Origin of the sequence: Streptomyces wedmorensis, from assembly GCF_000716445.1 — a bacterium.
Classification (GTDB): domain Bacteria; phylum Actinomycetota; class Actinomycetes; order Streptomycetales; family Streptomycetaceae; genus Streptomyces; species Streptomyces wedmorensis.
In genome coordinates, this window is record NZ_JNWK01000005.1 from 354352 (window position 1) to 375064 (window position 20713).

The 20713-nt window shown below is 72.7% G+C and carries 21 protein-coding genes; 16 read left to right on the forward strand and 5 right to left on the reverse strand.

The window, feature by feature from the left end; translation table 11 throughout:
* The first annotated feature begins 1 nt into the window (after position 1).
* The 5 genes from bioB to OO54_RS06075 all read left to right on the forward strand — a co-directional run bounded on the left by bioB (position 2) and on the right by OO54_RS06075 (position 4569).
* Positions 2 to 1258 (forward strand): biotin synthase BioB, encoded by a 1257-nt coding sequence (gene bioB / locus OO54_RS06055; protein ID WP_033201793.1) that lies wholly within the window; start codon positions 2 to 4, stop codon positions 1256 to 1258.
* Positions 1251 to 2531, forward strand: a complete 1281-nt coding sequence (locus OO54_RS06060) for an adenosylmethionine--8-amino-7-oxononanoate transaminase (RefSeq protein ID WP_033201794.1) — start codon at positions 1251 to 1253, stop codon at positions 2529 to 2531. Before bioB ends, OO54_RS06060 begins: the two co-directional genes overlap by 8 nt.
* A 36-nt stretch (positions 2532 to 2567) precedes the next feature.
* The gene (bioD, locus tag OO54_RS06065) at positions 2568 to 3284 is read left to right on the forward strand and encodes a dethiobiotin synthase (RefSeq protein ID WP_033201795.1); all 717 of its coding nucleotides are present in this window, start codon (positions 2568 to 2570) and stop codon (positions 3282 to 3284) included.
* 258 nt (positions 3285 to 3542) lie between these two features.
* Positions 3543 to 3887, forward strand: coding sequence for a VOC family protein (locus tag OO54_RS06070; protein WP_033201796.1), 345 nt, complete (start codon positions 3543 to 3545; stop codon positions 3885 to 3887).
* 10 nt (positions 3888 to 3897) lie between these two features.
* Positions 3898 to 4569, forward strand: coding sequence for a class I SAM-dependent methyltransferase (locus tag OO54_RS06075; protein ID WP_033201797.1), 672 nt, complete (start codon positions 3898 to 3900; stop codon positions 4567 to 4569).
* A 55-nt stretch (positions 4570 to 4624) separates the two neighbouring features.
* On the opposite strand, the gene OO54_RS06080 is transcribed toward OO54_RS06075, so the two are convergent.
* Together OO54_RS06080 and OO54_RS06085 are read right to left on the reverse strand one after the other, a co-directional pair.
* Positions 4625 to 5275, reverse strand: a complete 651-nt coding sequence (locus tag OO54_RS06080) for a response regulator (protein WP_033201798.1) — start codon at positions 5273 to 5275, stop codon at positions 4625 to 4627.
* A 4-nt stretch (positions 5276 to 5279) separates the two neighbouring features.
* A complete protein-coding gene (locus OO54_RS06085) occupies positions 5280 to 6467 on the reverse strand; it encodes a sensor histidine kinase (protein ID WP_033201799.1) in 1188 nt (395 codons plus the stop codon).
* 108 nt (positions 6468 to 6575) lie between these two features.
* Here OO54_RS06085 and OO54_RS06090 point away from each other — a divergent pair, with 108 nt between their 5' ends.
* The 5 genes from OO54_RS06090 (at position 6576) to OO54_RS06110 (ending at position 11564) form a co-directional block, all read left to right on the forward strand.
* Positions 6576 to 7487: an ABC transporter ATP-binding protein gene (locus OO54_RS06090; protein ID WP_033201800.1), complete on the forward strand. Its 912-nt coding sequence runs from the start codon at positions 6576 to 6578 to the stop codon at positions 7485 to 7487.
* A 26-nt stretch (positions 7488 to 7513) separates the two neighbouring features.
* A complete protein-coding gene (locus tag OO54_RS06095) occupies positions 7514 to 8263 on the forward strand; it encodes an ABC transporter permease (RefSeq protein WP_033201801.1) in 750 nt (249 codons plus the stop codon).
* Between the two features lie 235 nt (positions 8264 to 8498).
* Entirely contained in the window at positions 8499 to 8924 is a 426-nt protein-coding gene (locus tag OO54_RS06100; protein WP_033201802.1) for a GNAT family N-acetyltransferase, read from the forward strand.
* A 271-nt stretch (positions 8925 to 9195) separates the two neighbouring features.
* Complete coding sequence (locus OO54_RS06105; RefSeq protein WP_033201803.1) at positions 9196 to 10548, forward strand: hemolysin family protein; 1353 nt, start codon at positions 9196 to 9198, stop codon at positions 10546 to 10548.
* Complete coding sequence (locus OO54_RS06110) at positions 10545 to 11564, forward strand: hemolysin family protein (RefSeq protein ID WP_033201804.1); 1020 nt, start codon at positions 10545 to 10547, stop codon at positions 11562 to 11564. The genes OO54_RS06105 and OO54_RS06110 overlap by 4 nt, the downstream gene beginning before the upstream one ends.
* Positions 11565 to 11627: 63 nt before the next feature.
* Here OO54_RS06110 and OO54_RS06115 read toward each other — a convergent pair whose 3' ends face one another.
* Positions 11628 to 12647 (reverse strand): maleylpyruvate isomerase N-terminal domain-containing protein, encoded by a 1020-nt coding sequence (locus OO54_RS06115; RefSeq protein WP_033201805.1) that lies wholly within the window; start codon positions 12645 to 12647, stop codon positions 11628 to 11630.
* A 64-nt stretch (positions 12648 to 12711) separates the two neighbouring features.
* On the opposite strand from OO54_RS06115, the gene OO54_RS06120 reads away from it, so the two are divergent.
* The 5 genes from OO54_RS06120 to OO54_RS06140 all read left to right on the forward strand — a co-directional run bounded on the left by OO54_RS06120 (position 12712) and on the right by OO54_RS06140 (position 17523).
* Positions 12712 to 13494, forward strand: coding sequence for an SGNH/GDSL hydrolase family protein (locus tag OO54_RS06120; protein ID WP_033201806.1), 783 nt, complete (start codon positions 12712 to 12714; stop codon positions 13492 to 13494).
* Positions 13495 to 13591: 97 nt separating this feature from the next.
* The gene (gene purB / locus OO54_RS06125) at positions 13592 to 15034 is read left to right on the forward strand and encodes an adenylosuccinate lyase (RefSeq protein ID WP_033201807.1); all 1443 of its coding nucleotides are present in this window, start codon (positions 13592 to 13594) and stop codon (positions 15032 to 15034) included.
* Between the two features lie 62 nt (positions 15035 to 15096).
* Complete coding sequence (mug, locus tag OO54_RS06130) at positions 15097 to 15594, forward strand: G/U mismatch-specific DNA glycosylase (RefSeq protein ID WP_033201808.1); 498 nt, start codon at positions 15097 to 15099, stop codon at positions 15592 to 15594.
* A 13-nt stretch (positions 15595 to 15607) separates the two neighbouring features.
* Complete coding sequence (locus OO54_RS06135) at positions 15608 to 16138, forward strand: hypothetical protein (protein WP_033201809.1); 531 nt, start codon at positions 15608 to 15610, stop codon at positions 16136 to 16138.
* Positions 16139 to 16365: 227 nt separating this feature from the next.
* The gene (locus tag OO54_RS06140; protein ID WP_033201810.1) at positions 16366 to 17523 is read left to right on the forward strand and encodes an ROK family transcriptional regulator; all 1158 of its coding nucleotides are present in this window, start codon (positions 16366 to 16368) and stop codon (positions 17521 to 17523) included.
* A 50-nt stretch (positions 17524 to 17573) separates the two neighbouring features.
* Here OO54_RS06140 and OO54_RS06145 read toward each other — a convergent pair whose 3' ends face one another.
* Complete coding sequence (locus OO54_RS06145) at positions 17574 to 18314, reverse strand: GntR family transcriptional regulator (RefSeq protein ID WP_033201811.1); 741 nt, start codon at positions 18312 to 18314, stop codon at positions 17574 to 17576.
* Between the two features lie 245 nt (positions 18315 to 18559).
* Complete coding sequence (locus tag OO54_RS06150; RefSeq protein ID WP_033201909.1) at positions 18560 to 19456, reverse strand: RNA polymerase sigma-70 factor; 897 nt, start codon at positions 19454 to 19456, stop codon at positions 18560 to 18562.
* A 139-nt stretch (positions 19457 to 19595) separates the two neighbouring features.
* Between OO54_RS06150 and OO54_RS43300 the strand changes: the two genes are divergently transcribed.
* Complete coding sequence (locus OO54_RS43300) at positions 19596 to 20426, forward strand: alpha/beta fold hydrolase (protein ID WP_078905071.1); 831 nt, start codon at positions 19596 to 19598, stop codon at positions 20424 to 20426.
* Positions 20427 to 20713: the final 287 nt, after the last annotated feature.

Sequence of the window (20713 nt, forward strand, 5' to 3'; positions counted from 1 at the left end):
TATGGACCTGCTGAACACGCTGGTGGAAAAGGGGCTGCGGCGCGAGCTGCCGACCCGTGAAGAAGCTCTCGCCGTGCTGGCGACCTCCGACGACGAACTGCTCGATGTGGTGGCGGCGGCCGGCAAGGTGCGGCGCCAGTGGTTCGGGCGCCGGGTGAAGCTCAACTATCTGGTCAACCTGAAGTCCGGGCTGTGCCCCGAGGACTGCTCGTACTGCTCGCAGCGGCTCGGCTCCAAGGCCGAGATCCTCAAGTACACGTGGCTGAAGCCGGACGAGGCGTCCCAGGCCGCCGCGGCGGGCGTCGCGGGCGGGGCCAAGCGGGTCTGCCTGGTGGCGAGCGGCCGGGGGCCGACGGACCGGGACGTCGAGCGGGTCGGCAAGACCATCGAGGCCATCAAGGAGCAGAACGAGGGCGTCGAGGTGTGCGCCTGTCTCGGCCTTCTCTCGGACGGCCAGGCGGAGCGGCTGCGGGAGGCCGGCGCCGACGCGTACAACCACAACCTGAACACGTCCGAGGCGACGTACGGGGACATCACCAAGACCCACACCTACGCCGACCGGGTGGACACCGTGCAGAAGGCGCACGCCGCCGGTCTGTCGGCGTGCTCGGGCCTGATCGCGGGCATGGGCGAGAGCGACGAGGACCTGGTCGACGTCGTGTACGCGCTGCGCGACCTGGACTCGGACTCGGTGCCGGTCAACTTCCTGATCCCGTTCGAGGGGACCCCGCTCGCCAAGGAGTGGAACCTCACCCCGCAGCGTTGCCTGCGGATCCTGGCGATGGTCCGGTTCGTCTGCCCCGACGTCGAGGTGCGGATCGCCGGCGGCCGTGAGGTGCACCTGCGCTCCATGCAGCCGCTGGCCCTGAACATCGCGAACTCGATCTTCCTCGGCGACTACCTGACCAGCGAGGGCCAGGCCGGCCAGGCCGACCTGGACATGATCGCGGACGCCGGCTTCGAGGTGGAGGGCGCCGGTACGACCACGCTGCCCGCTCACCGCGCGGACGCGCTCGCCGCGGCGTCCGGCGGCTGCGGCTCGCACGCTGCGGCCGAGGGCTCGGGCTGTGGCTCGCAGGCTCCCGCCGAGGGCGCCGGCTGCGGCTCGCACGCCGGTGGCGGCTGCGGTCCCTGCGGCGGACACGCCGAGGCTCCGGCGGAGGCCCCCGCCGCCGAGGCCGCGTCGAACACCGCCCGGACCGACCTGGTCGCGGTACGCCGCCGGGGTGCCGGCACGGACCTGGCGCCGAATGCGTAACGACGAACTCCTCGCCCTGGACCGGGCGCACGTCTGGCACCCGTACGGCCCCATGCCGGGACGTGCGGAGCCGCTGGTCGTCGCGTCCGCGTCCGGCGTGCGCCTCCGGCTCGCCGAGCCGGTCGAGGGTCAGGCCGAGCTGGTCGACGGCATGTCCTCGTGGTGGTCGGCCATCCACGGCTACAACCACCCCGTGCTCAACGAGGCGGTGCGCGGGCAGCTGGAGAAGATGAGCCACGTCATGTTCGGCGGGCTCACCCACGAACCGGCCGTCCGGCTCGCCGCCCGGCTCGTCGAGATCACCCCCGAGCCGCTGCGGCACGTCTTCCTCAGCGACTCGGGCTCCGTCTCCGTCGAGGTGGCGGCCAAGATGTGCCTGCAGTACTGGCGCTCCCTCGGCCGCCCCGAGAAGCAGCGGCTCTTCACCTGGCGCGGCGGCTACCACGGGGACACCTGGCAGCCGATGTCGGTCTGCGACCCGCAGGGCGGCATGCACGAGCTGTGGACGGGCGTGCTCCAGCGGCAGGTGTTCGTGGACTCCCCGCCGGCTGCGTACGAGGAGTCCTACGCCGAACTGCTGCGGACGGAGATCGGGCGCCACGCGCACGAGCTGGCCGCCGTGGTCGTGGAGCCCGTGGTCCAGGGCGCCGGCGGCATGCGCTTCCACGACCCGGGCTACCTGCGGGTGCTCCGCGAGGCATGCGACGCGCACGACGTGCTGCTGGTCTTCGACGAGATCGCGACCGGCTTCGGCCGGACGGGCAAGCTGTTCGCCGCCGATCAGGCGGGGGTCTCCCCCGACGTGATGTGCGTGGGCAAGGCGCTGACCGGCGGCTACCTGTCGATGGCGGCGACGCTCTGCACGAGCAGGGTCGCCGACGGGATCTCCCAGGGCGAGGTGCCGATCCTGGCCCACGGACCGACGTTCATGGGCAACCCGCTCGCCTCGGCCGTCGCCCTCGCCTCGCTCGACCTGCTGCTCTCCCAGGACTGGGAGGTCGAGGTCAAGCGGATCGAGACCGGTCTGCGGGAGGGCCTCGCCGCAGCCGCCGACCTCCCGGGCGTCCGCGAGGTGCGGGTGCTCGGCGCGATCGGAGTCGTCCAGCTCGACCACGAGGTCGACATGGCGGCCGCGACGCGCGCGGCGGTCCGGGAGGGCGTGTGGCTGCGCCCCTTCCGCGACCTGATCTACACGATGCCGCCGTACGTGACCGGCGACGAGGACCTGGCCCGCATCTGCGCGGCGGTCCGCGCGGCCGCGTCGGCGGGCTGAACCGGCCGAACGGCCGAACGGAAGGACTGGGCAGCAGTGGGAATCATCGTCGTCAGCGGTACGGGGACGGAGATCGGCAAGACGGTCGTGACCGCCGCGGTGGCCGCCGCGGCAACGGCGGCGGGCCGGTCCGTCGCCATCCTGAAGCCGGCGCAGACGGGTGTCGGGCCGGACGAGCGGGGCGACGCCGACGAGGTCGTCCGGTTGTCCGGAGCCGCCACCTCCGCCGAGCTGGGCCGTTTTCCGGAGCCGCTGGCTCCCAACACGTCCGCGCGCCGGGCCGGGCTCGCCCCGGTCGGGCCCCGGGAGGTCGCCGAGGCCGCCCGCAAGCTCGCCGCCGACCACGATCTGGTGCTGGTGGAAGGCGCGGGCGGGCTCCTCGTCCGCTTCGACGAGGAGGGCGGCACGCTCGCCGACGTGGCCTCGCTCCTCGACGCACCCGTCCTCGTCGTGGTCCCGGCCGGTCTCGGAACCCTCAACACGACCGCCCTGACCGGCGAGGCACTCCGGGCCCGCGGGATCGAACAGCTCGGTGTCGTGGTCGGCAGCTGGCCGGCCGTGCCCGACCTCGCGGCGCGCTGCAACCTCGCGGACCTGCCGGAATCCGCGGCCGCCCCCCTCCTCGGCGCGGTGCCGGAAGGCTCGGGGTCCCTCACCCCGGCCGAGTTCCGGAGCGCGGCGAGCAGCTGGCTCGCCCCGGCCCTCGGCGGCACCTGGGACGCAGCGGCCTTCGCGGAGGCGGCCGGAGCCTGAGGGTCGGGCCTGCGGGCACCTGAGGGTTGGTGCCGGAGTCGGGTGCCTGAGTCGGGTGCCTGAGGGTGGGTGCCTGAGGGCGCCTGAGGGTGGGTGCCTGAGGGTGGGTGCCTGAGGGCGCCTGAGGGTGGGTGCCTGACGGGTGGGGCCTGCGGGTCCCCGGGCCGGGTGTCCGAGGAGGTGTCTGGCGATCACGCCGCGAGCGCGGCCTGATCGCCAAGGCGCCCCCTGGGGCCGTGGACTCCGTAGGCTGAGTCCATGCGTGCTCGCGTTCAGGAGATCGTCTTCGACTGTGCAGTTCCGTCCGCACTCGTCCGGTTCTGGTCCGGGCTCCTCGGCGGCGAACCGGTCGACCGCAGTGACGACTGGTCGTACGTCGACCCGCCGGAGTTCGTCAGGCTCGCGTTCCAGCGCGTCCCCGAAGGCAAGGCGGCGAAGAACCGGGTCCATCTCGACCTGGAGGTCCCGGACCCGGCCCGCGCCGCCGACGCGGCGCTGCCCGTCGGCGCGGTCAGGGTCGGTGGCCTCGTGACGGACGAACAGGGCTCCTTCCAGGTCATGCGTGACCCGGAGGGCAACGAGTTCTGCTTCGTGACCGGTTGAGGGGGCCGAAGTGACTCCGACTCCACAACGCCCCTCGGCCGCCCGGGGGCCCCACGTACGTCACCCCCTGTTCGCCCGGTTCTACGCACGCGTCAGCGTGACGGCCGACGCCCGCGGCGGGCTCGGTGCCCTGCGCACGGAACTCCTCTCCGGGCTCTCCGGCCGTGTGGTCGAGGTCGGCGCCGGCAACGGACTGAACTTCGCGCACTATCCGGCCGGCGTCACCGAGGTCCTGGCCGTCGAGCCCGAACCCCACCTGCGGCGCCTCGCCGAGAAGGCCGCACGCCAGGCGCCTGTCCCGGTGACCGTGGTGGCGGGCACGGCGGAGGCACTGCCGGTGGAGAGCGGTTCCTTCGACGCCGCCGTCGCCTCGCTCGTCCTGTGCACTGTACGGAGCGTGCCCGAGGCCCTCGCGGAGCTGCGCCGGGTCCTGCGCCCCGACGGTGAACTCCGCTTCTTCGAGCACGGGGCAGCGGACTCGCCCGGACTGGCCCGGGTCCAACGCGGCCTCGACCGCACGGTCTGGCCCCTCCTCTTCGGCGGCTGCCACACCGCCCGCGCCCCACTCTCCGAGATCACGACAGCCGGTTTCACCCTCACCTCGTACCGCTCCTTCGACCTGCCGGACAAGGGCCCACGCCTCCCTTCCTCACCCTGCGTCCTGGGCGTGGCACGACGCTAGGACGGATCGGCAGCAGCGCTCGTTCAGGTCCTTCGTCCGCACGGGTCGAAGGTGGTCAGGCCGGGGTGACGAAGCCGGACTCGTAGGCGGTGATGACGGCTTGAGTGCGGTCCCGCGCCCCCAGCTTGGCCAGGATCGCGCTGACGTGAGACTTCACGGTCTCGGCGCCGACGATCAGCTCCCGGGCGATCTCGACGTTGGTCATGCCCCTCGCCATCAGGCGCAGGACGGCCTGCTCCCGTTGCGTCAGGGCGGCCCGCTCCAGTGTCTCGCGGGCCTGCCGGTTCCCGTACTCGGCGGCGAGGGCCCGGACCGTCGCGGGGTACAGCAGCGTCTCGCCCTCCGCCACCAGCCTGACCGCGTGCACGATCTCCGAGGGACGCGCCCGCTTCAGCAGGAATCCGTCCGCGCCGGCCCGCAGCGCCTGATAGACGTACTCGTCGTTCTCGAAGGTGGTGACCACGAGGATCTTCGGCGGCGAGTCCACGCTCCGCAGGACCGCTTTGGTCGCTTCGATCCCGTCGAGCAGCGGCATCCGGACGTCCATCGCGACCACGTCCGGGCGCAGTTGTCGCACGAGCGGCACCACTGCGGCGCCGTCGGCGGCCTCGCCGACCACCTCGATGTCCGGCTGGGCCTCCAGGACGGCACGCAACCCCATGCGGACCAGGGGTTCGTCGTCGACGAGGAGCACAGTGACTGGCATCCGGTCAGCGTATGGGTTGCAGGGGCAGCCGCGCGTGCACCCTCCAGCCGCCCCCGTGCGGGCCGGTGTCGACCTGACCACCGAGCAGGGCGGCACGTTCCCGTATTCCGCGCAGTCCGCTGCCGCTGCCGCCACGGCCGCCGATCGTCAGGGAAGTGCCGTCCGGCAGCGGATTCGTCACCTCCAGGTCGAGTCGGTCGGCGACCATCCCGATCCGGACCCGCACCGGCACCGGGCCGCAGTGCCGCAGCACGTTCGTGAGCGCCTCCTGGAGGATCCGGTACCCCTCCTGGGTGACCGGGCCCGTCAACTTCTCCAAGGGGCCCGCCAGTTCCGCGTCCACGCTGGCTCCGGAGGCCCTGGCCGAGGCCAGGAGACGCTCGGCCTCCGCCAGCGTCGGCCGTTGGGACGGCCGCTGACCCGACTCCCGCAGAACGAGCAGAACCCGTTCGAGGTCCTCCAGTGCCGCTCGGCCGGTCTCCTCGATCGCTCTCAGCGCGCGGTCGGTGAACTCCGGGTCGCCGGCCGCCCGCGCGGCCCCGGCCTGGACCACCGCCACGGTCAGGGCGTGGCCGATCGAATCGTGCAGCTCCCGCGCGATGCGGGTGCGCTCCAGCAGCTGCTCGGTGCGTGCTTCCAGCGCCGTGAGCCGCTCCGCCGACGAAGGACCCAGCAACAGCCTGGCGATGGAGGTGACCAGCTCGCCGAACAGGATCACGATGACGATCAGCAGCACCAGGGGCACGGGAGCCAGCAGCCACGCCGCCCAGGTGGGCGGAGTGAAGGGCAGGATGCTGTCGTCGACGGGCCCGCCGGCTGCCGCGACGCGGACCAGGTCGACCGTCGAGACGGGCAGCACCACACTCGCGCACACGGTGACCGCCGAGAGGACGAGTCGTATCTCCAGCCACAACAGGGTCCGCCAGCGGTCGCCCCATCGCCGGGACGTCACGGTGCTGAACCCGCCCGCCCCGTTGTCCCGGTCGTGCGGTGCCAGCAGGAACCGCGCCTGGTGCCCCTCGGCAAGCCGCATCCAGGGCAACAGTGCCAGCGGTATGACGAGGAGCAGCGGCATCCACGGAGTCTCGCGCTCGATGAACATCCACACGGCCAGCATGAGCACGGGCACACACAGGTGCACCCAGCGTGAGTAGGTGACGGGTCGGAGAGCTGCACGGAACAGTCGCTGCATGGCCTCATCGTGGCAGCTCACGGTCCTGTGGCGACTCCCCTGTACGGGGGAGAGAGAACCCTCGCTCGGGGGAAGTCGGCAGGTGGGGCCGGTGGCGAACCTTGAGGCATGAACAGCATCGAGATCCGAGAACTGACCAAGGAGTTCGGTCGCACCCGGGCCGTCGACCGCCTCACCTTCGACGTCGCGCCCGGGCGGGTGACCGGGTTCCTCGGCCCCAACGGCGCGGGGAAGTCCACCACGATGCGGCTCCTCCTCGGCCTCGACCGGATCACGTCGGGTACCGCCACCATCGGGGGCCGTCGCTTCACCGAACTCCCCGATCCCCTCCAGCAGGTGGGCGCACTGCTCGACGCGCAGTCGGCGCACGGCGGCCGGACGGCCAGGGACCACCTCCGCCTTCTCGCGGCGACGGCCCGCGTTCCGGTGAGGCGTGTGGAGGACGTCCTGGAGCAGGCGGGGATCGCCGCGGCGGCCGGACGGAGGATCAAGACCTTCTCGCTGGGCATGCGCCAGCGCCTCGGCATAGCGGCCGCGCTGCTGGGCGACCCCGGAGTGCTGCTCCTGGACGAGCCGACCAACGGGCTGGATCCCGAGGGCATCGTCTGGATCCGCGAGCTCATGCGGTCACTGGCCGCCGAAGGGCGGACGGTGCTCGTCTCCAGCCATCTGATGACCGAGACAGCTGCCCTCGCCGACCACTTGGTGGTCCTGGGGCAGGGGAGGCTGCTGGCCGACACCTCGATGGAGGAGTTCATCGAGGCCCGCAGCGCCCCGAGGGCCCGGTTGCGCACGACCGACCCGATAGGGCTGCGGTCGGCGCTCGCCCACCGCGGCCTCGCGTTGGTCCCCTCCGAGGGCGGGCGGTGGACCGTGGCGGACATACGGGCCGAGGAACTCGGCGCCATGGCCGCCCGCGAGGGCATCCCGCTGCTGGAACTCGTCGACGAGCGGGCGTCGCTGGAAGAGGCCTACCTCGATCTCACCGCCGAGCACGCCCCCTTCGCCGCCACCCACTGACCCGAACCGTTCAAGGAGGATTCCGCATGCGCTCCGCTCTGCCCACCGCCCCCGTCCTGCACTCGGAATGGATCAAAATACGGTCCCTGCGCGGCACCTTCGTGGCGCTGTCGGCCGTATGCGTGGTCACCGCGGGAATACAGATGCTGATGGCGGCCCTGCTCAGCGCGGAGGATGCCGCCGGCATGGGGGCCGATCCGCTTCTCGCGGCCTTCTACGGAGTCAACTTCGGCACGATCGCCGCCTTCGCCTTCGGCGCGACGGCGCTGGCCTCCGAATTCCACAACGGCGCCCTGCGCACCTCGTTGACCGCCGTGCCGAACCGCGCGCGGTTCTATCTGTCGAAGATGGCGATGGTGGCCGGCCTCGCCTTCGTGGCCGGGGAGTTCGCCGGCCTGGCGACGTTCATCGGAGGACAGGCGTTCATGGGGCCCGGCGCCCTGGAGCTGGGCAGCCCGGGCACCTACCGCGCGATCTTCGGCTGCGGCCTGTACCTGATGCTGATGGCGCTGCTGGCCGCGGGCCTGACGGCGGTGCTGCACAGCACGACGGTCGTACTCAGCCTGCTCATACCCTTCGTGCTGCTGGTGCCGTTCGTGCTCGGCTCCGCTTCCGACGGCGCTGCCCGGTTCCTGCCGGACCGGGCCGGCTGGATGGTCATGCGGATGGAACCGCACGACGGCCTCGGCCCGTGGACCGGTACCGGCGTCCTGGCCCTGTGGGCACTGGTCGCGGTGACCGGCGGATGGCTCGCGGTCCGGCGCCGGGACGCCTGACCCCGACCCGATCCGACCCGGCCGGGTGGGGCGGGCCGGGCGGGCCCCACCCTTACGGCCTCGGAGATCGTGGCCTCCCGAGGGTCAACGCCCGATAGCTGGCACCCGACAGTCGGCGCCCGGCGGTCGGGTGCCCGGCGGTTCGGTGATCGACATCCGGCAGGTCATCAGGGCGGTGGGTCCGGTCTTCGGAACTCGATGGCAGTACCGCGGCGCCGCGTGATGGGATCCGCGCATGGTCGAACCGGAGATACGTGCAGCCACGCCCGCCGACGCCGAGGACGTCCTGACCTTCTGGAAGGAGTCGGCCAAGGGGACGTCGGTCTCGGACGACGTGAACGGGGTGACCCGGCTCGTCGAGCGTGACCCCGAGGCGCTCATCCTCGCCGTGGCCGACGGGCGGATCGTGGGGTCCGTGATCGCCGGCTGGGACGGCTGGCGCGCCTCGCTCTACCGACTCGCCGTCCTGCCCTCCCATCGCAGACGGGGCGTCTCCACGATGCTCCTGCGTGCGGCGGAGGAGCGTTTCGCCGCACTCGGCGGACGGCGTGTGGACGCGATGGTGCTCGAGGAGAATGAGACGGGCAGGCTGGTGTGGACCGCCGCGGGGTACGAGCGTCAGAACCAGTGGCGCCGGTGGGTGAAGCCGCTCACGGACTGAGGGACGGGATCGGCCGCCACCCGGCCGGCAGCCGACCGCGAGGGACCGGATTGCCCATCGCCCAGCCGCCACCCGGCCGTCACCCGCCCACCATGACGCTTTGCCCATCCTTTACCATGGTGCCTCATCCCGACTACCGAACTACCGAAAGGTGTGAGCGTCCGCCCATGGGCGAGCCTCCCAGTAGCACTGGTCCCGACAGCTCCGGCTTCGACGGCCGACACCGAGCGATCCTCCTCCCCCTGACTGATCATGGGACGGAGGTGAACCGATGACCGAAGTGCTTCTGCTCCTCCTGGCGCTCCTCCTCTCACTCGCGTGCGGTGCCTTCGTCGCGGCGGAGTTCTCGTTGACGACCGTCGAGCGCGGCGAGCTCGAATCCGCGGCGGAGCGCGGCGAGCGCGGGGCGGCGAGCGCCCTGAAGGCCGTGCGGTCGCTGACCTTCCAGCTCTCCGGCGCGCAGCTGGGCATCACCGTCACCAACCTCGTGGTCGGCATGCTCGCCGAGCCGTCGGTGGCCAAGCTCATCCGCGGCCCGGTCGAGGCCCTCGGCCTCTCCCCCTCGGTCGCGTCTTCCGTGGCGCTGGTGCTGGGTACGGCCCTGTCGACCGTCGTCCTGATGGTCGTCGGCGAGCTGGTACCCAAGAACTGGGCGATCTCCTCGCCCCTCGCGGTGGCGAAGGTGGTGGCCACCCCCCAGCGGGTGTTCACGGCCGCCTTCAAGCCGCTGATCAGCCACCTCAACAACACCGCGAACCGGATCCTGCGCCGACTCGGCATGGAGCCGACCGAGGAGCTGGCCTCGGCGCGGTCCCCGCAGGAGCTGGTGGCGCTGGCCCGGCACTCGGCGAAGGAGGGCGCTCTCGAAGCGGACACGGCCGAGCTGTTCGTCCGGACGCTCAACCTGGCCGAGCTGACCGCCGAGAACGTGATGACGCCCCGCGTGCAGGTCACCGCGCTCGAGGTGCAGGCCACCGCCGAGGACGTGGCGAACGCGACCCGGGCCACGGGCCTCTCCCGCTTCCCGGTCTATCGCGGCAGCCTCGACTCGGTCGTCGGCATCGCGCACATCAAGGACGTGCTGGCCATACCGGCCGCCGAACGGCCGCGCCGCCGCATCGGCGAGATGGTGCGCGAGCCGCTGCTCGTGCCCGAGACCCTGACGGTGGACCGTCTCCTCGACCGGCTCTCCGGCAAGCAGACGATGGCCGTCGTCATCGACGAGTACGGCGGTACGGCCGGCGTCGTCACACTGGAGGACATCGTCGAGGAGGTCGTGGGCGAGGTCCGCGACGAGCACGACCCGCACGAGACGCCGGACCTGGCGCGGGCGGGCGAGGACGCTGACGGGCGTGAGCTCTGGTCGGCCGACGGCGCCGCCCGTACGGACCAGGTGGGGGCGATCGGCCTCCGGGTGCCCGACGGCCCTTACGAGACGCTCGCGGGTGTCCTGGCCACCAAGCTGGGCCGTATCCCGGCCGTCGGCGACAGCGTGGAGCTGGCCGGCTGGCGGCTCGACGTCGTGGACGCCTCCGGTCGGCGCGCCGCGCGCGTGCTGATGCACGCCCCCGCGCACGACACCGGGGACGAGACCGGCAACGAGTCCGGGGAGGCCCGCCGATGATCGTGATCCAGTTGTTGATCGGCCTGCTCACGCTGGTCGTCAACGCGTTCTTCGTCGGCGCCGAGTTCGCCTTGATCTCGGTTCGCCGCAGTCAGATCGAGCCTCTGGCCGAGTCCGGGAACCGGCGGGCGCGGAGCGTCATCTGGGGTCTGGAGCACGTGTCCGCGATGCTCGCCGCGGCGCAGCTGGGCATCACGCTGTGCACCCTGGTGCTCGGCATCGTCGCCGAGCCGGCCATCGCGCACCTGCTGGAGCCGGTGTTCGACGCGGTCGGCGTCCCGCACGGCCTGGTGCACCCGATCTCGTTCGTGATCGCCCTGTCGCTCGCGACCTACCTGCACATGCTGCTGGGCGAGATGGTGCCGAAGAACATCGCGCTCGCCGAGCCGACGCGCACCGCGCTGCTGCTCGGGCCGCCGCTGGTGACGCTCGCGCGGGCCCTGCGACCGGTGATCTTCGCGATCAACGCCCTCGCCAACGCGCTGCTCAAGCTGCTCCGCGTGGAGGTCAAGGACGAGGTCTCGGCGACCTTCTCGGACGACGAGCTGGCCCGGATGGTCACCGACTCGGGTGACGCCGGACTCCTCGACGACCGGGCCGCCGAGCGGCTGCACGACGCCCTCGAGCTGGGCAGGCGTCCCGTGCGGGACGTCGTCATGCCGGCGGAGAAGGTGGTGTACGCGCAGGTCGGCACGACCCCCGAGGAGCTGGAGGCGCTGTCGGCGCGGACGGGCTTCTCGCGCTTCCCGGTGGTCGACTCGGAGCGTCGGATCCTGGGCTATCTGCACGTCAAGGACGCGCTGGACGTGTCGCCGCGCGACCTGCCGTTCCCGGTGTCGTCGCTGCGGCCGATCGCCCGGGTCCGGGCGGCCACGCCGCTGGACGACGTCCTCACGGCGATGCGCCGCAGCCGGACGCACCTGGCGGCGGTTCTCGACGAGGACGGCAAGCCGGCCGGTCTCGTGACGATGGAGGACGTGCTGCGCGAGTTGGTGGGGCGCCCCGCGGCGCCGTGACGCACGGAGACGGACGGAACCTGACGGAGGGCCCCGGGAGTGATCCCGGGGCCCTCCGGCCCGTCAGAGTGCGGTGGCCGCCAGCCAGTCGTCGAGCAGGTCCCGGTCACCGGTGTGCGTGAAGCGCGGGTCGTCGGCCTCGTACCTGCGGTGCAGGAGCAGCAGCAGCTCCCCGGCGTCCGCCTCGACGCCGGCGGTCGGCTCCGCGCCGCCGCTCCCCCGGCTCCAGGTGAAGCCGCCCCCGCCGAGGGCGAGGGTCCAGACGGCGCCGGTGTCGCGGGCGGTGAGGCGCAGGACGGCGCCGTCGCGGTCGAGGTGGGCGAGCGGTTCGGCGACCCAGGGGATGTACGGGGCGTCCCCGAGGAAATGGTCGACCGCGTCCGCCGCCGTGCCGGGATGGAGCGGTCCCGCCGTCCCGGCGACGGCGAGCTCGGCGTCCGCGAGGTGGACCAGCGTCTCGAAGAGCACATGGCGGGGGTAGTGGCGCACGTGCGGGTCGGCTCCCGGCGACCAGACCGGGGCGTCCGGGTCGGCCTCGCGCGCGGTGGCGGCGAACCGCTCGGCTCCGGCGGCGAGCCAGCCGGGGTACGCGGCGGGGTCGGCCGGCAGGTCGAGGGGGACGTCACGAGTCAGGACACGGACGGTCGCGCGGGTCCGTACGAGGTGTTCGGCCCAACGGTGGACAGTGCCCACGTGTCGGGTGAGGTCGGCGAGGGTCCAGCCGGGGCAGGTGGGGACCGGGGTCGCGGGGTCGGCCGCACGGACGGTCGCGGCGAAGCGGCGGGCGGTGTCGGCGACGGCCTCGCAGGCGGCGGCGTGGGTGTCCTCGGTGAGCCCGAAGCCTTCGGAGACCTTGAGGAGCTCCTCGCGCCAGGGGCCGGGCGGCTGCCGCAGCGCGGCCGCCCGGAACAGCCCGTCGAGGGCGCGGCGGTCGGCCGGGCCGAGTCCGCCCAGGGTGTGCGCGGTGCCCTCCAGCCACCTCACGGCCGTGTCGGGGTCGAGGACCTCGTCGTCCGAGGTGTCGACCGTCGCCACGAGTTCGGCGAGGGCCTCGGCCAGGGCGCTCAGCAGCGCGTCGCTCATCGGGTTTCCCCTCCCGGGTTCTGCACGGCATCCGTCGCATACCGCGCGGTATGATCACTCCGCCATGCAGATCAATGCCACGTACAACAGTCTCGTCGCCATCGGCGACAGCTTCACCGAGGGTATGTCGGACCTGAAGCCCGACGGCTCCTACCGGGGGTGGGCCGACGTCCTCGCGGGCCGGCTCGCGGCCCGTTCGCCCGGCTTCCGCTACGCCAACCTGGCTGTGCGCGGGAAGCTCATCGGACAGATCGTCGAGGAGCAAGTCGGCCTGGCAGCAGCCATGCAGGCCGATGTGGTGACCCTCGTCGGGGGGCTCAACGACACCCTGCGCCCCAAGGTCGACATGGTGCGCGTGCGGGACCTGCTCACCGAGGCAGTGGAACGCCTCACACCGGCCTGCGGGCAGCTGGTGCTGATGCGCAGTCCCGGACGCAACGGCCCGGTGATGGAGCGCTTCCGGCCCCGCATGGAGGAGCTGTTCGCGCACATCGACGGACTGGCCTCCCGGCACGGCGCCCTGGTCGTCGACCTGTACGGGGCCGAGTCCCTCGGCGACCCCCGGCTGTGGGACGTGGACCGGCTCCATCTGACCGCCGACGGGCACCGGCGGGTGGCCGAGGCCGTGTGGCAGACCCTCGGCCTGGGACCCGAGGAGGACTGGCGGACCCCGCTGCCGCCGTCCGGGCGGCCGGGCTGGGCGAGCCGCCGGATCGCGGACGCCCGGTTCGCGAAGGAGCACCTGGGACCCTGGATCGGGCGGCGGCTGACCGGCCGCTCATCGGGTGACGGCCGCCCGCCCAAGCGCCCCGAGCTGCTGCCGTACGAGTCCCCCGCCGGTCCGTGAGCCGGCGGCGGGCCGCCTCCGTGACCTGGGTCTCGTAGCAAGCTCCACATCGGAGGGTGGCGCTGGCCTGCAGAAACCGCCAGTAGAATCTGTCCACGTGACTGCTGTGACTGCGAAGCCCCGCATCCCCAACGTTCTGGCCGGCCGCTACGCCTCCGCGGAGCTCGCCGTCCTCTGGTCCCCCGAGCAGAAGGTGAAGCTGGAGCGTCAGCTGTGGCTCGCCGTGCTCCGTGCGCAGAAGGACCTCGGGATCGAGGTTCCGGACGCCGCCCTCGCCGACTACGAGCGCGTTCTCGACCAGGTCGACCTCGGTTCCATCGCCGAGCGCGAGAAGGTCACCCGGCACGACGTGAAGGCCCGGATCGAGGAGTTCAACGCCCTCGCCGGCCACGAGCACGTCCACAAGGGCATGACCTCGCGCGACCTCACCGAGAACGTCGAGCAGCTCCAGATCCGCCTCTCCCTCGAGCTGATGCGGGACCGCACGGTCGCCGTCCTCGGACGTCTCGGCAAGCTCTCCGCCGAGTACGCGGAGCTGGTCATGGCCGGCCGCTCGCACAACGTCGCCGCCCAGGCGACCACCCTCGGCAAGCGCTTCGCGACCGCGGCGGACGAGCTGCTCGTGGCCTACGCCCGCCTGGAGGAGCTGCTGGGCCGCTACCCGCTGCGCGGCATCAAGGGCCCGGTCGGCACCGCGCAGGACATGCTGGACCTGCTCGGCGGCGACGCCGGCAAGCTGGCCGACCTCGAGCAGCGGATCGCCGGTCACCTCGGCTTCGCCAACGCCTTCACCTCGGTCGGCCAGGTCTACCCGCGCTCGCTCGACTACGACGTGGTGACGTCGCTGGTGCAGCTGGCCGCCGCCCCGTCGTCGATCGCCAAGACGATCCGCTTGATGGCGGGCCACGAGCTGGTCACCGAGGGCTTCAAGCCCGGCCAGGTCGGCTCCTCGGCGATGCCGCACAAGATGAACACGCGGTCCTGCGAGCGCGTGAACGGCCTCATGGTCATCCTGCGCGGCTACGCGTCGATGACCGGCGAGCTGGCCGGCGACCAGTGGAACGAGGGCGACGTGTCCTGCTCCGTGGTCCGCCGCGTCGCGCTGCCGGACGCCTTCTTCGCGCTCGACGGCCTCCTGGAGACCTTCCTCACCGTGCTCGACGAGTTCGGCGCCTTCCCGGCCGTCGTCGCCCGCGAGCTCGACCGCTACCTGCCGTTCCTGGCGACGACCAAGGTCCTCATGGGCGCCGTGCGCGCCGGCGTGGGCCGCGAGGTCGCCCACGAGGCCATCAAGGAGAACGCCGTCGCCTCCGCCCTCGCCATGCGCGAGCAGGGCGCCGAGCGCAACGAGCTCCTCGACAAGCTGGCCGCCGACGAGCGGATCCCGCTGGACCGGGCCCAGCTCGACGAGCTGATGGCGGACAAGCTGTCCTTCACGGGCGCCGCCGCCGACCAGGTCGCGGTCGTGGTCTCCCGCATCGAGGAGATCCTCAAGCAGCACCCCGAGGCCGCCGCCTACGCCCCCGGGGCGATCCTCTGACCCGGACTCCCCGGTTCACCCCGCAGGAGCTGGAGGCCGCTCGTGACCGCGTCGTTCCCGACGTGGTCGCGGGCGGCCTTTCCGTGCTGTTCTGCGGGATCAATCCGGGTCTGATGACGGCGGCGACGGGCCACCACTTCGCCCGTCCCGGCAACCGGTTCTGGCCGGTGCTGCACCTGTCCGGGTTCACTCCGCGGCAGCTGCGGCCGGACGAGCAGGAGGAGCTCCTCACGTACGGGCTCGGGATCACGAACGTGGTGGCGCGGGCGACCGCGCGGGCCGACGAGCTGAGCCGGGAGGAGTACGTCGAGGGCGGGCGGATCCTGACCGGGAAGGTGGAGCGGCTCGCACCGCGCTGGCTCGCGGTGGTCGGTGTCACCGCGTACCGCACGGCCTTCGGCGAGCCGAAGGCGGCGATCGGCCCGCAACCGCGCATGATCGGATCCACCCGGGTCTGGGCGCTGCCCAATCCGAGCGGCCTCAACGCGCACTGGACGGCGGCGACGATGGCCGAGGAGTACGCCCGTCTCCGGGAGGCCGCCGAGGCACCCGGCGCGTAGCCAAGGAGTGCCCGTGGAGTGGGGTGACTACCGGCCGTTCCAGCCCCTGGAGGACGGGCCGGTGGGGGACCTGTCCCCGGCTGCCGCCCTCCGGGAGTACGAGCACCGGATGGCGACGAAGGACGAGCGGCTGACGGCCCTCGCCGACCTGGTCGGGGCGAACGGGCTGCGGCTCGGCGCGTCGGACGAGGACCTCGACGCGCTGGAGGGCTGGTACCTCGCCGAGGTCGAGCCGGAGGCGGAGGGGTCCACGCGGCCGCGCCCGCTGTGGATCGCCGTCGCCTACGACCTGGGCCTTCACATCGGGGACACGATCGTCGCGCGGGCCCCGGGGCTTTCCTGGACCTTCTACCGGTCCCGGGCAGGAGCGCGCGACGTCTCCCACCAGAATCCGGTGATCATGGGTTTCACCGGGGTCCGGAACAAGCGCTACAACGTCGACCCGTTCCTCTTCGCGGTCGGGGTCGGCGGCAGCCGGCTCGACGGCCGCGGCACGGGCGGCGCGTTCCGTACCTTCGTCGGCTCGGCGGTCGGCTACGCCTGAGGGGGCCGGCCGGGAACGTCTCCACCGGTGGGTCGACCGTCGTGACCACGGCGTCGATCGTCGCCAGGTGGTGAGCCGTGGTGGTCATGGAGCCAGTAAAGCCCGCGGCACTGACAGTTGGCGTCGCGTCAGGCGTCCTGGAGGGGCGGGCCGGGGGCGGCGCTCGCCGCGACCCTGCCCATTGAGTACCATCCGCCGAAGAGGTGTACGAGCTGGGAGGACACACTGTGGGGCGGCTGACCGGCGGGGATCCGTCTCTGCTGAGGCGGATCAACTCCGCGGTGGTACTCCATGCGCTGCGGGGCGCCGACGCTCCCACGCTCACGGACCTGACCCGGATCACGGGACTTTCCCGGCCCACGGTCGAGGGGGTCGTCGAGGGGCTCATGGAGGGCGGACTCGTCGTCGAGTCGGCGCCCGAGGAGGGCGAGGCCCGTCGGCAGGGACGTCCGGCGCGGAGGTTCCGCTTCCGCGCGGAGGCCGGCCATCTCCTCGGCATCGAGATCGGCCCGCACCGCGTGGCCGCGCTGCTCTCCGGTCTGGACGGGCGGATCATCGGCGCGGGGTCCCGCGAGGTGTCGGAGACGGCGCCCGAGGACGAACGCCTGGACAAGGTGCGTACGGTCGTCGCCGACGTGCTGCGCAGGGCCGGGGTCGCCCGGTCCAATCTGCGGGCGGTCGGCGTCGGCACCCCCGGCATCGTGGAGGCCGACGGCACGGTGCGGCTCGGCACCGCGCTTCCGGGCTGGACGGGTCTCGCGCTGGGCGAGCGGCTGCGGCGTTCCTTCCGCTGCCCGGTGATCGTGGAGAACGACGCGAACGCGGCGGCCGTCGCCGAGCACTGGAAGGGTGCGGCGACCGACTCCGACGACATCGTGTTCGTGCTCGCCGGGCTGAGCCCGGGCGCCGGGTCGCTGATCGGCGGCCGACTGCACCGGGGGTACGGCGGGGCGGCCGGGGAGATCGGCGCCCTGCACCTGCTGGGCCGGGGGGTCACCCCCGAGCACCTGCTGTCGACCACCGACGAGCCGCTGCACCCGCTGGACGAGCAGGCCGTCGCCGAGGTCTTCGCACTGGCCCGCAAGGGCGACGCGCGCGCGGAGGCGGCGGTGGAGCGGTTCATCCAGCGTCTCGTGCACGACGTGGCGGCGCTGGTCCTGGCGATCGACCCCGAGCTGGTCGTGGTCGGCGGCTGGGCCGCCGGCCTCGACGGCGTGCTCCCGCCGCTGCGCGAGGAGCTCTCCCGGTTCTGCCTGCGGCCTCCCCGCGTGGTGCTCTCCCTGCTCGGCGAGGCAGCGGTGGGCACCGGCGCGCTGCGCCTCGCCCTCGACCACGTCGAGGAACAGCTCTTCGCGGTCGAGGGAACGGTGACGGCCCGCCGCTAGGAGGTGTCCTGGCGACGGGCCGGTACGCGTCGGGTGCTGCGGTGCGGGTGTTACGAGGCCATGACCAGGTCGCCGGAGTCGCCGAAGGTGAGGCGGCAGGTGTCGGCGCGGTAGGTGGCGACGGAGACGGCGGCGGTGCGGCCCGCGGAGAGGTAGCGGGTGGTCACGACGAGGACGGGGGCGCCGGGCAGCCGGTCGAGCTCCTTGGCGTCGTCGGCGCGGGCGGAACCAAGCTCGACGGAGCGGTCCTGGCCGTCGAGGGCGAGGTGCTGGAGCTCGCGCAGCACGGCGCGGGCGCGGGCCGGGCCGGCGGGCGCGTCGATGGCGCTGAGGCCGGGGACCGAGTCCACGGGCACGTAGAGCAGTTCGGCGGCGACCGGCTGGCCCTGGGAGATGCGCAGGCGGCGGACGACGTGCACCTGGTCCTCCGCACCGGTCTCCAGGACGCGCGCGACGGCGGTGGGGGCCACGTCGGCGGCGGAGTCGAGCGACTGCCACGAGTCGTCGGCGACGCCGGGCCAGGCGTGCTGGGTGGTGGAGACGTCCACGCCTACGCGCGGCGGGGCGACCGTGGTGCCGACGCCGCGGCGGCGCTGGAGCCTGCCTTCCAGCTCCAGCTGCTCCAGTGCCTGGCGCAGCGTGGCGCGGGCGACGCCGAAGCGCGCCGCGAGCTCGCGCTCGTTGGGGAGGATCTCCCCGACGGCGAAGTCGGAGTCGAGCGCTTCGCCGATCACTGTCTTGAGGTGCTGGTACTTCGGTTCCGGTACCGATGCCAGCTGCGTGGTCCCCACCCTGATCCTCCGCAATTCGCCGTGTCCCGCGGCGTTTTTCCGCGCCCTTGTTTATTAAAGGTTCCTGCACTAACTCTGCGACCATAAGGCGAGCCAACCCCTTGGTCAAGACCAATCCTCCGTCGAACGCCCCTGAATGTGACCCTCTGACCTAGATCGTTCACAGGACGTTCGCGTCCGTGTGTGCCGCGCGCAGCACTGTGCCCCGTCTCCCGGGGTCGGGGGACGGGGCACGGGTGGTGCGGTCAGAGGCCGGCGAGGCCTTCGAGCTTGTCGGGGTTGCGGAGGATGTAGACGCACTGGACGCGTCCGTCGCGCACTTCGATCTGGAAGACGGAGTCGGGCCGTCCGTCGGCGAGGACGATCGCGGCGGGGCCGCCGTTCAGCTCGACCAGGCGGACCTGGTACAGGCTCTCCGCTCCTTCGGCCACGGCCTTGAGGAAGCGGCCGACCTTGTCGGCGCCGTCCATGATCCGCAGCGGGGCCTTGGACTTGCCGCCGCTGTCGCCGACGAGACGCACGTCGGGGGCGAGCAGGGCGAGGAGCTCGCCGAGGTCGCCGCCGGCCGCGGCGGCGAGGAAGCGCTCGGTGAGGTCGCGGCGCTCGGCCGGGTCGACGTCGTAGCGCGGTCTGCCCTCGTCGACGTGGCGGCGGGCCCGGCCGGCGAGCTGGCGCACGGCCGTCTCGGAGCGGTCGAGGGCGCCGGCGATCTCCGCGTACGGGAAGCCGAAGGCCTCGCGCAGCACGAAGACGGCCCGTTCCAGGGGCGAGAGGGATTCGAGGACGACGAGGACGGCGAGCGAGACGGAGTCGGCGAGCAGGGCGCGCTCGGCGGTGTCGGGGGCGGTCGCGCCGAAGTCGGTGACGACGGGTTCGGGCAGCCAGGGTCCGACGTAGGACTCGCGGCGGCTCTGGACCTGGCGGAGCCGGTCGATGGCGAGCCGGGTGGTGATGCGCACGAGGAAGGCGCGCGGCTCGCGGACGGCCGTCCGGTCCTCCGCGGTCCAGCGCAGCCAGGCCTCCTGGACGACGTCCTCCGCGTCGGCCGCGCGGCCGAGCATCCGGTAGGCGACGCCGATGAGCATCGGGCGGTGCTCTTCGAAGAGATCGGTCAGGGTGTCGGTCGGAGTATCGGTGGGCACCCGTCCATCCCAGCCGACGGCCACCCCCCTGTCCAGTTTCGGACGTGGTCTTGAACTACTGGCTACCGAACGGTAATGCTCTTGCTGACAAGCCGTCTAAGGGACTTCGCACACCAGGTGTTCAGGACAGGGAGCCGGTATGCCCGCACGGATCGCGTTCACGATCGAGACCCCCACGGGTCCCCGCACGACGTCGATGACGTACGAGCGGCGGGGCGCGGGGGAACCCCTGCTGCTGCTCCACGGCATCGGGCACCACTGGCAGGCGTGGGAGCCCGTCCTCGACGTGCTGGCCGCCGAGCGTGACGTGATCGCCGTCGACCTGCCCGGATTCGGCGCGTCGGACGGGCTGCCGGACGGCTCGCCGTACGACCTGTCCACCGTCGTCCCGGTGCTCGACGCCTTCTGCGGGGCCGTCGGCGTCGAGCACCCGCACGTGGCGGGGAACTCCCTCGGCGGGCTGCTCGCCCTGGAGCTCGGCCGGGAGAAGCGGGTCCGCTCGGTCACCGCCCTCTCCCCCGCCGGCTTCTGGTCCGAGGGAGAGCGGAGGTACGCCTTCGGGACGCTGCGGGCCATGCGGGTCGCGGCGCGCTCGCTGCCGGTGCCGGTGATCGAGCGCCTCTCCCGTACGCCCGCCGGGCGCACCGCCCTCACCAGCACCATCTACGCGCGGCCCGGCCGCAGGTCACCCGAGGCGGTCGTCGCCGAGACGCTCGCGCTGCGCGGGGCCACCGGCTTCCACCAGACCCTGGCCTCTGGCCGGACCGTACTGTTCCGCGACGACGTGCCCACGGTCCCGGTCACGATCGCCTGGGGCACCCGCGACCGGCTGCTCCTGCGGCGCCAGGGCGTCCGCGCCAAGCACACCCTGCCGGGGGCGCGGCTGGTCCGGCTGCCCGGCTGCGGGCACGTTCCCATGAACGACGACCCGGCCCTCGTCGCGCGCGTGATCCTGGACGGCAGCCGCTGAGTCCGGCCGGGCCGTACGGCTGAACAGGCCGGTGCCGAGGGCGGCGCCGGCCCCCACGAGCAGGCCGCCGGCCGCCTGCGGGAGGCCGAAGGCGGCGTGCCCGACGAGGGCGGCGCTCAGCGCGGCGGCGACCGGGATGGCGCCCGTATAGAGAGTGGCCCTCTCCATGCCGACCCGCTGGACGCCCATGTAGAAGAGGACGAACCCGACGACGGTGGCCAGTGCCGCCTGCCAGACCAGGGCGCCCGCCTCCACGGCCGTCGGCATCCGGACGACACCGGCCCCGT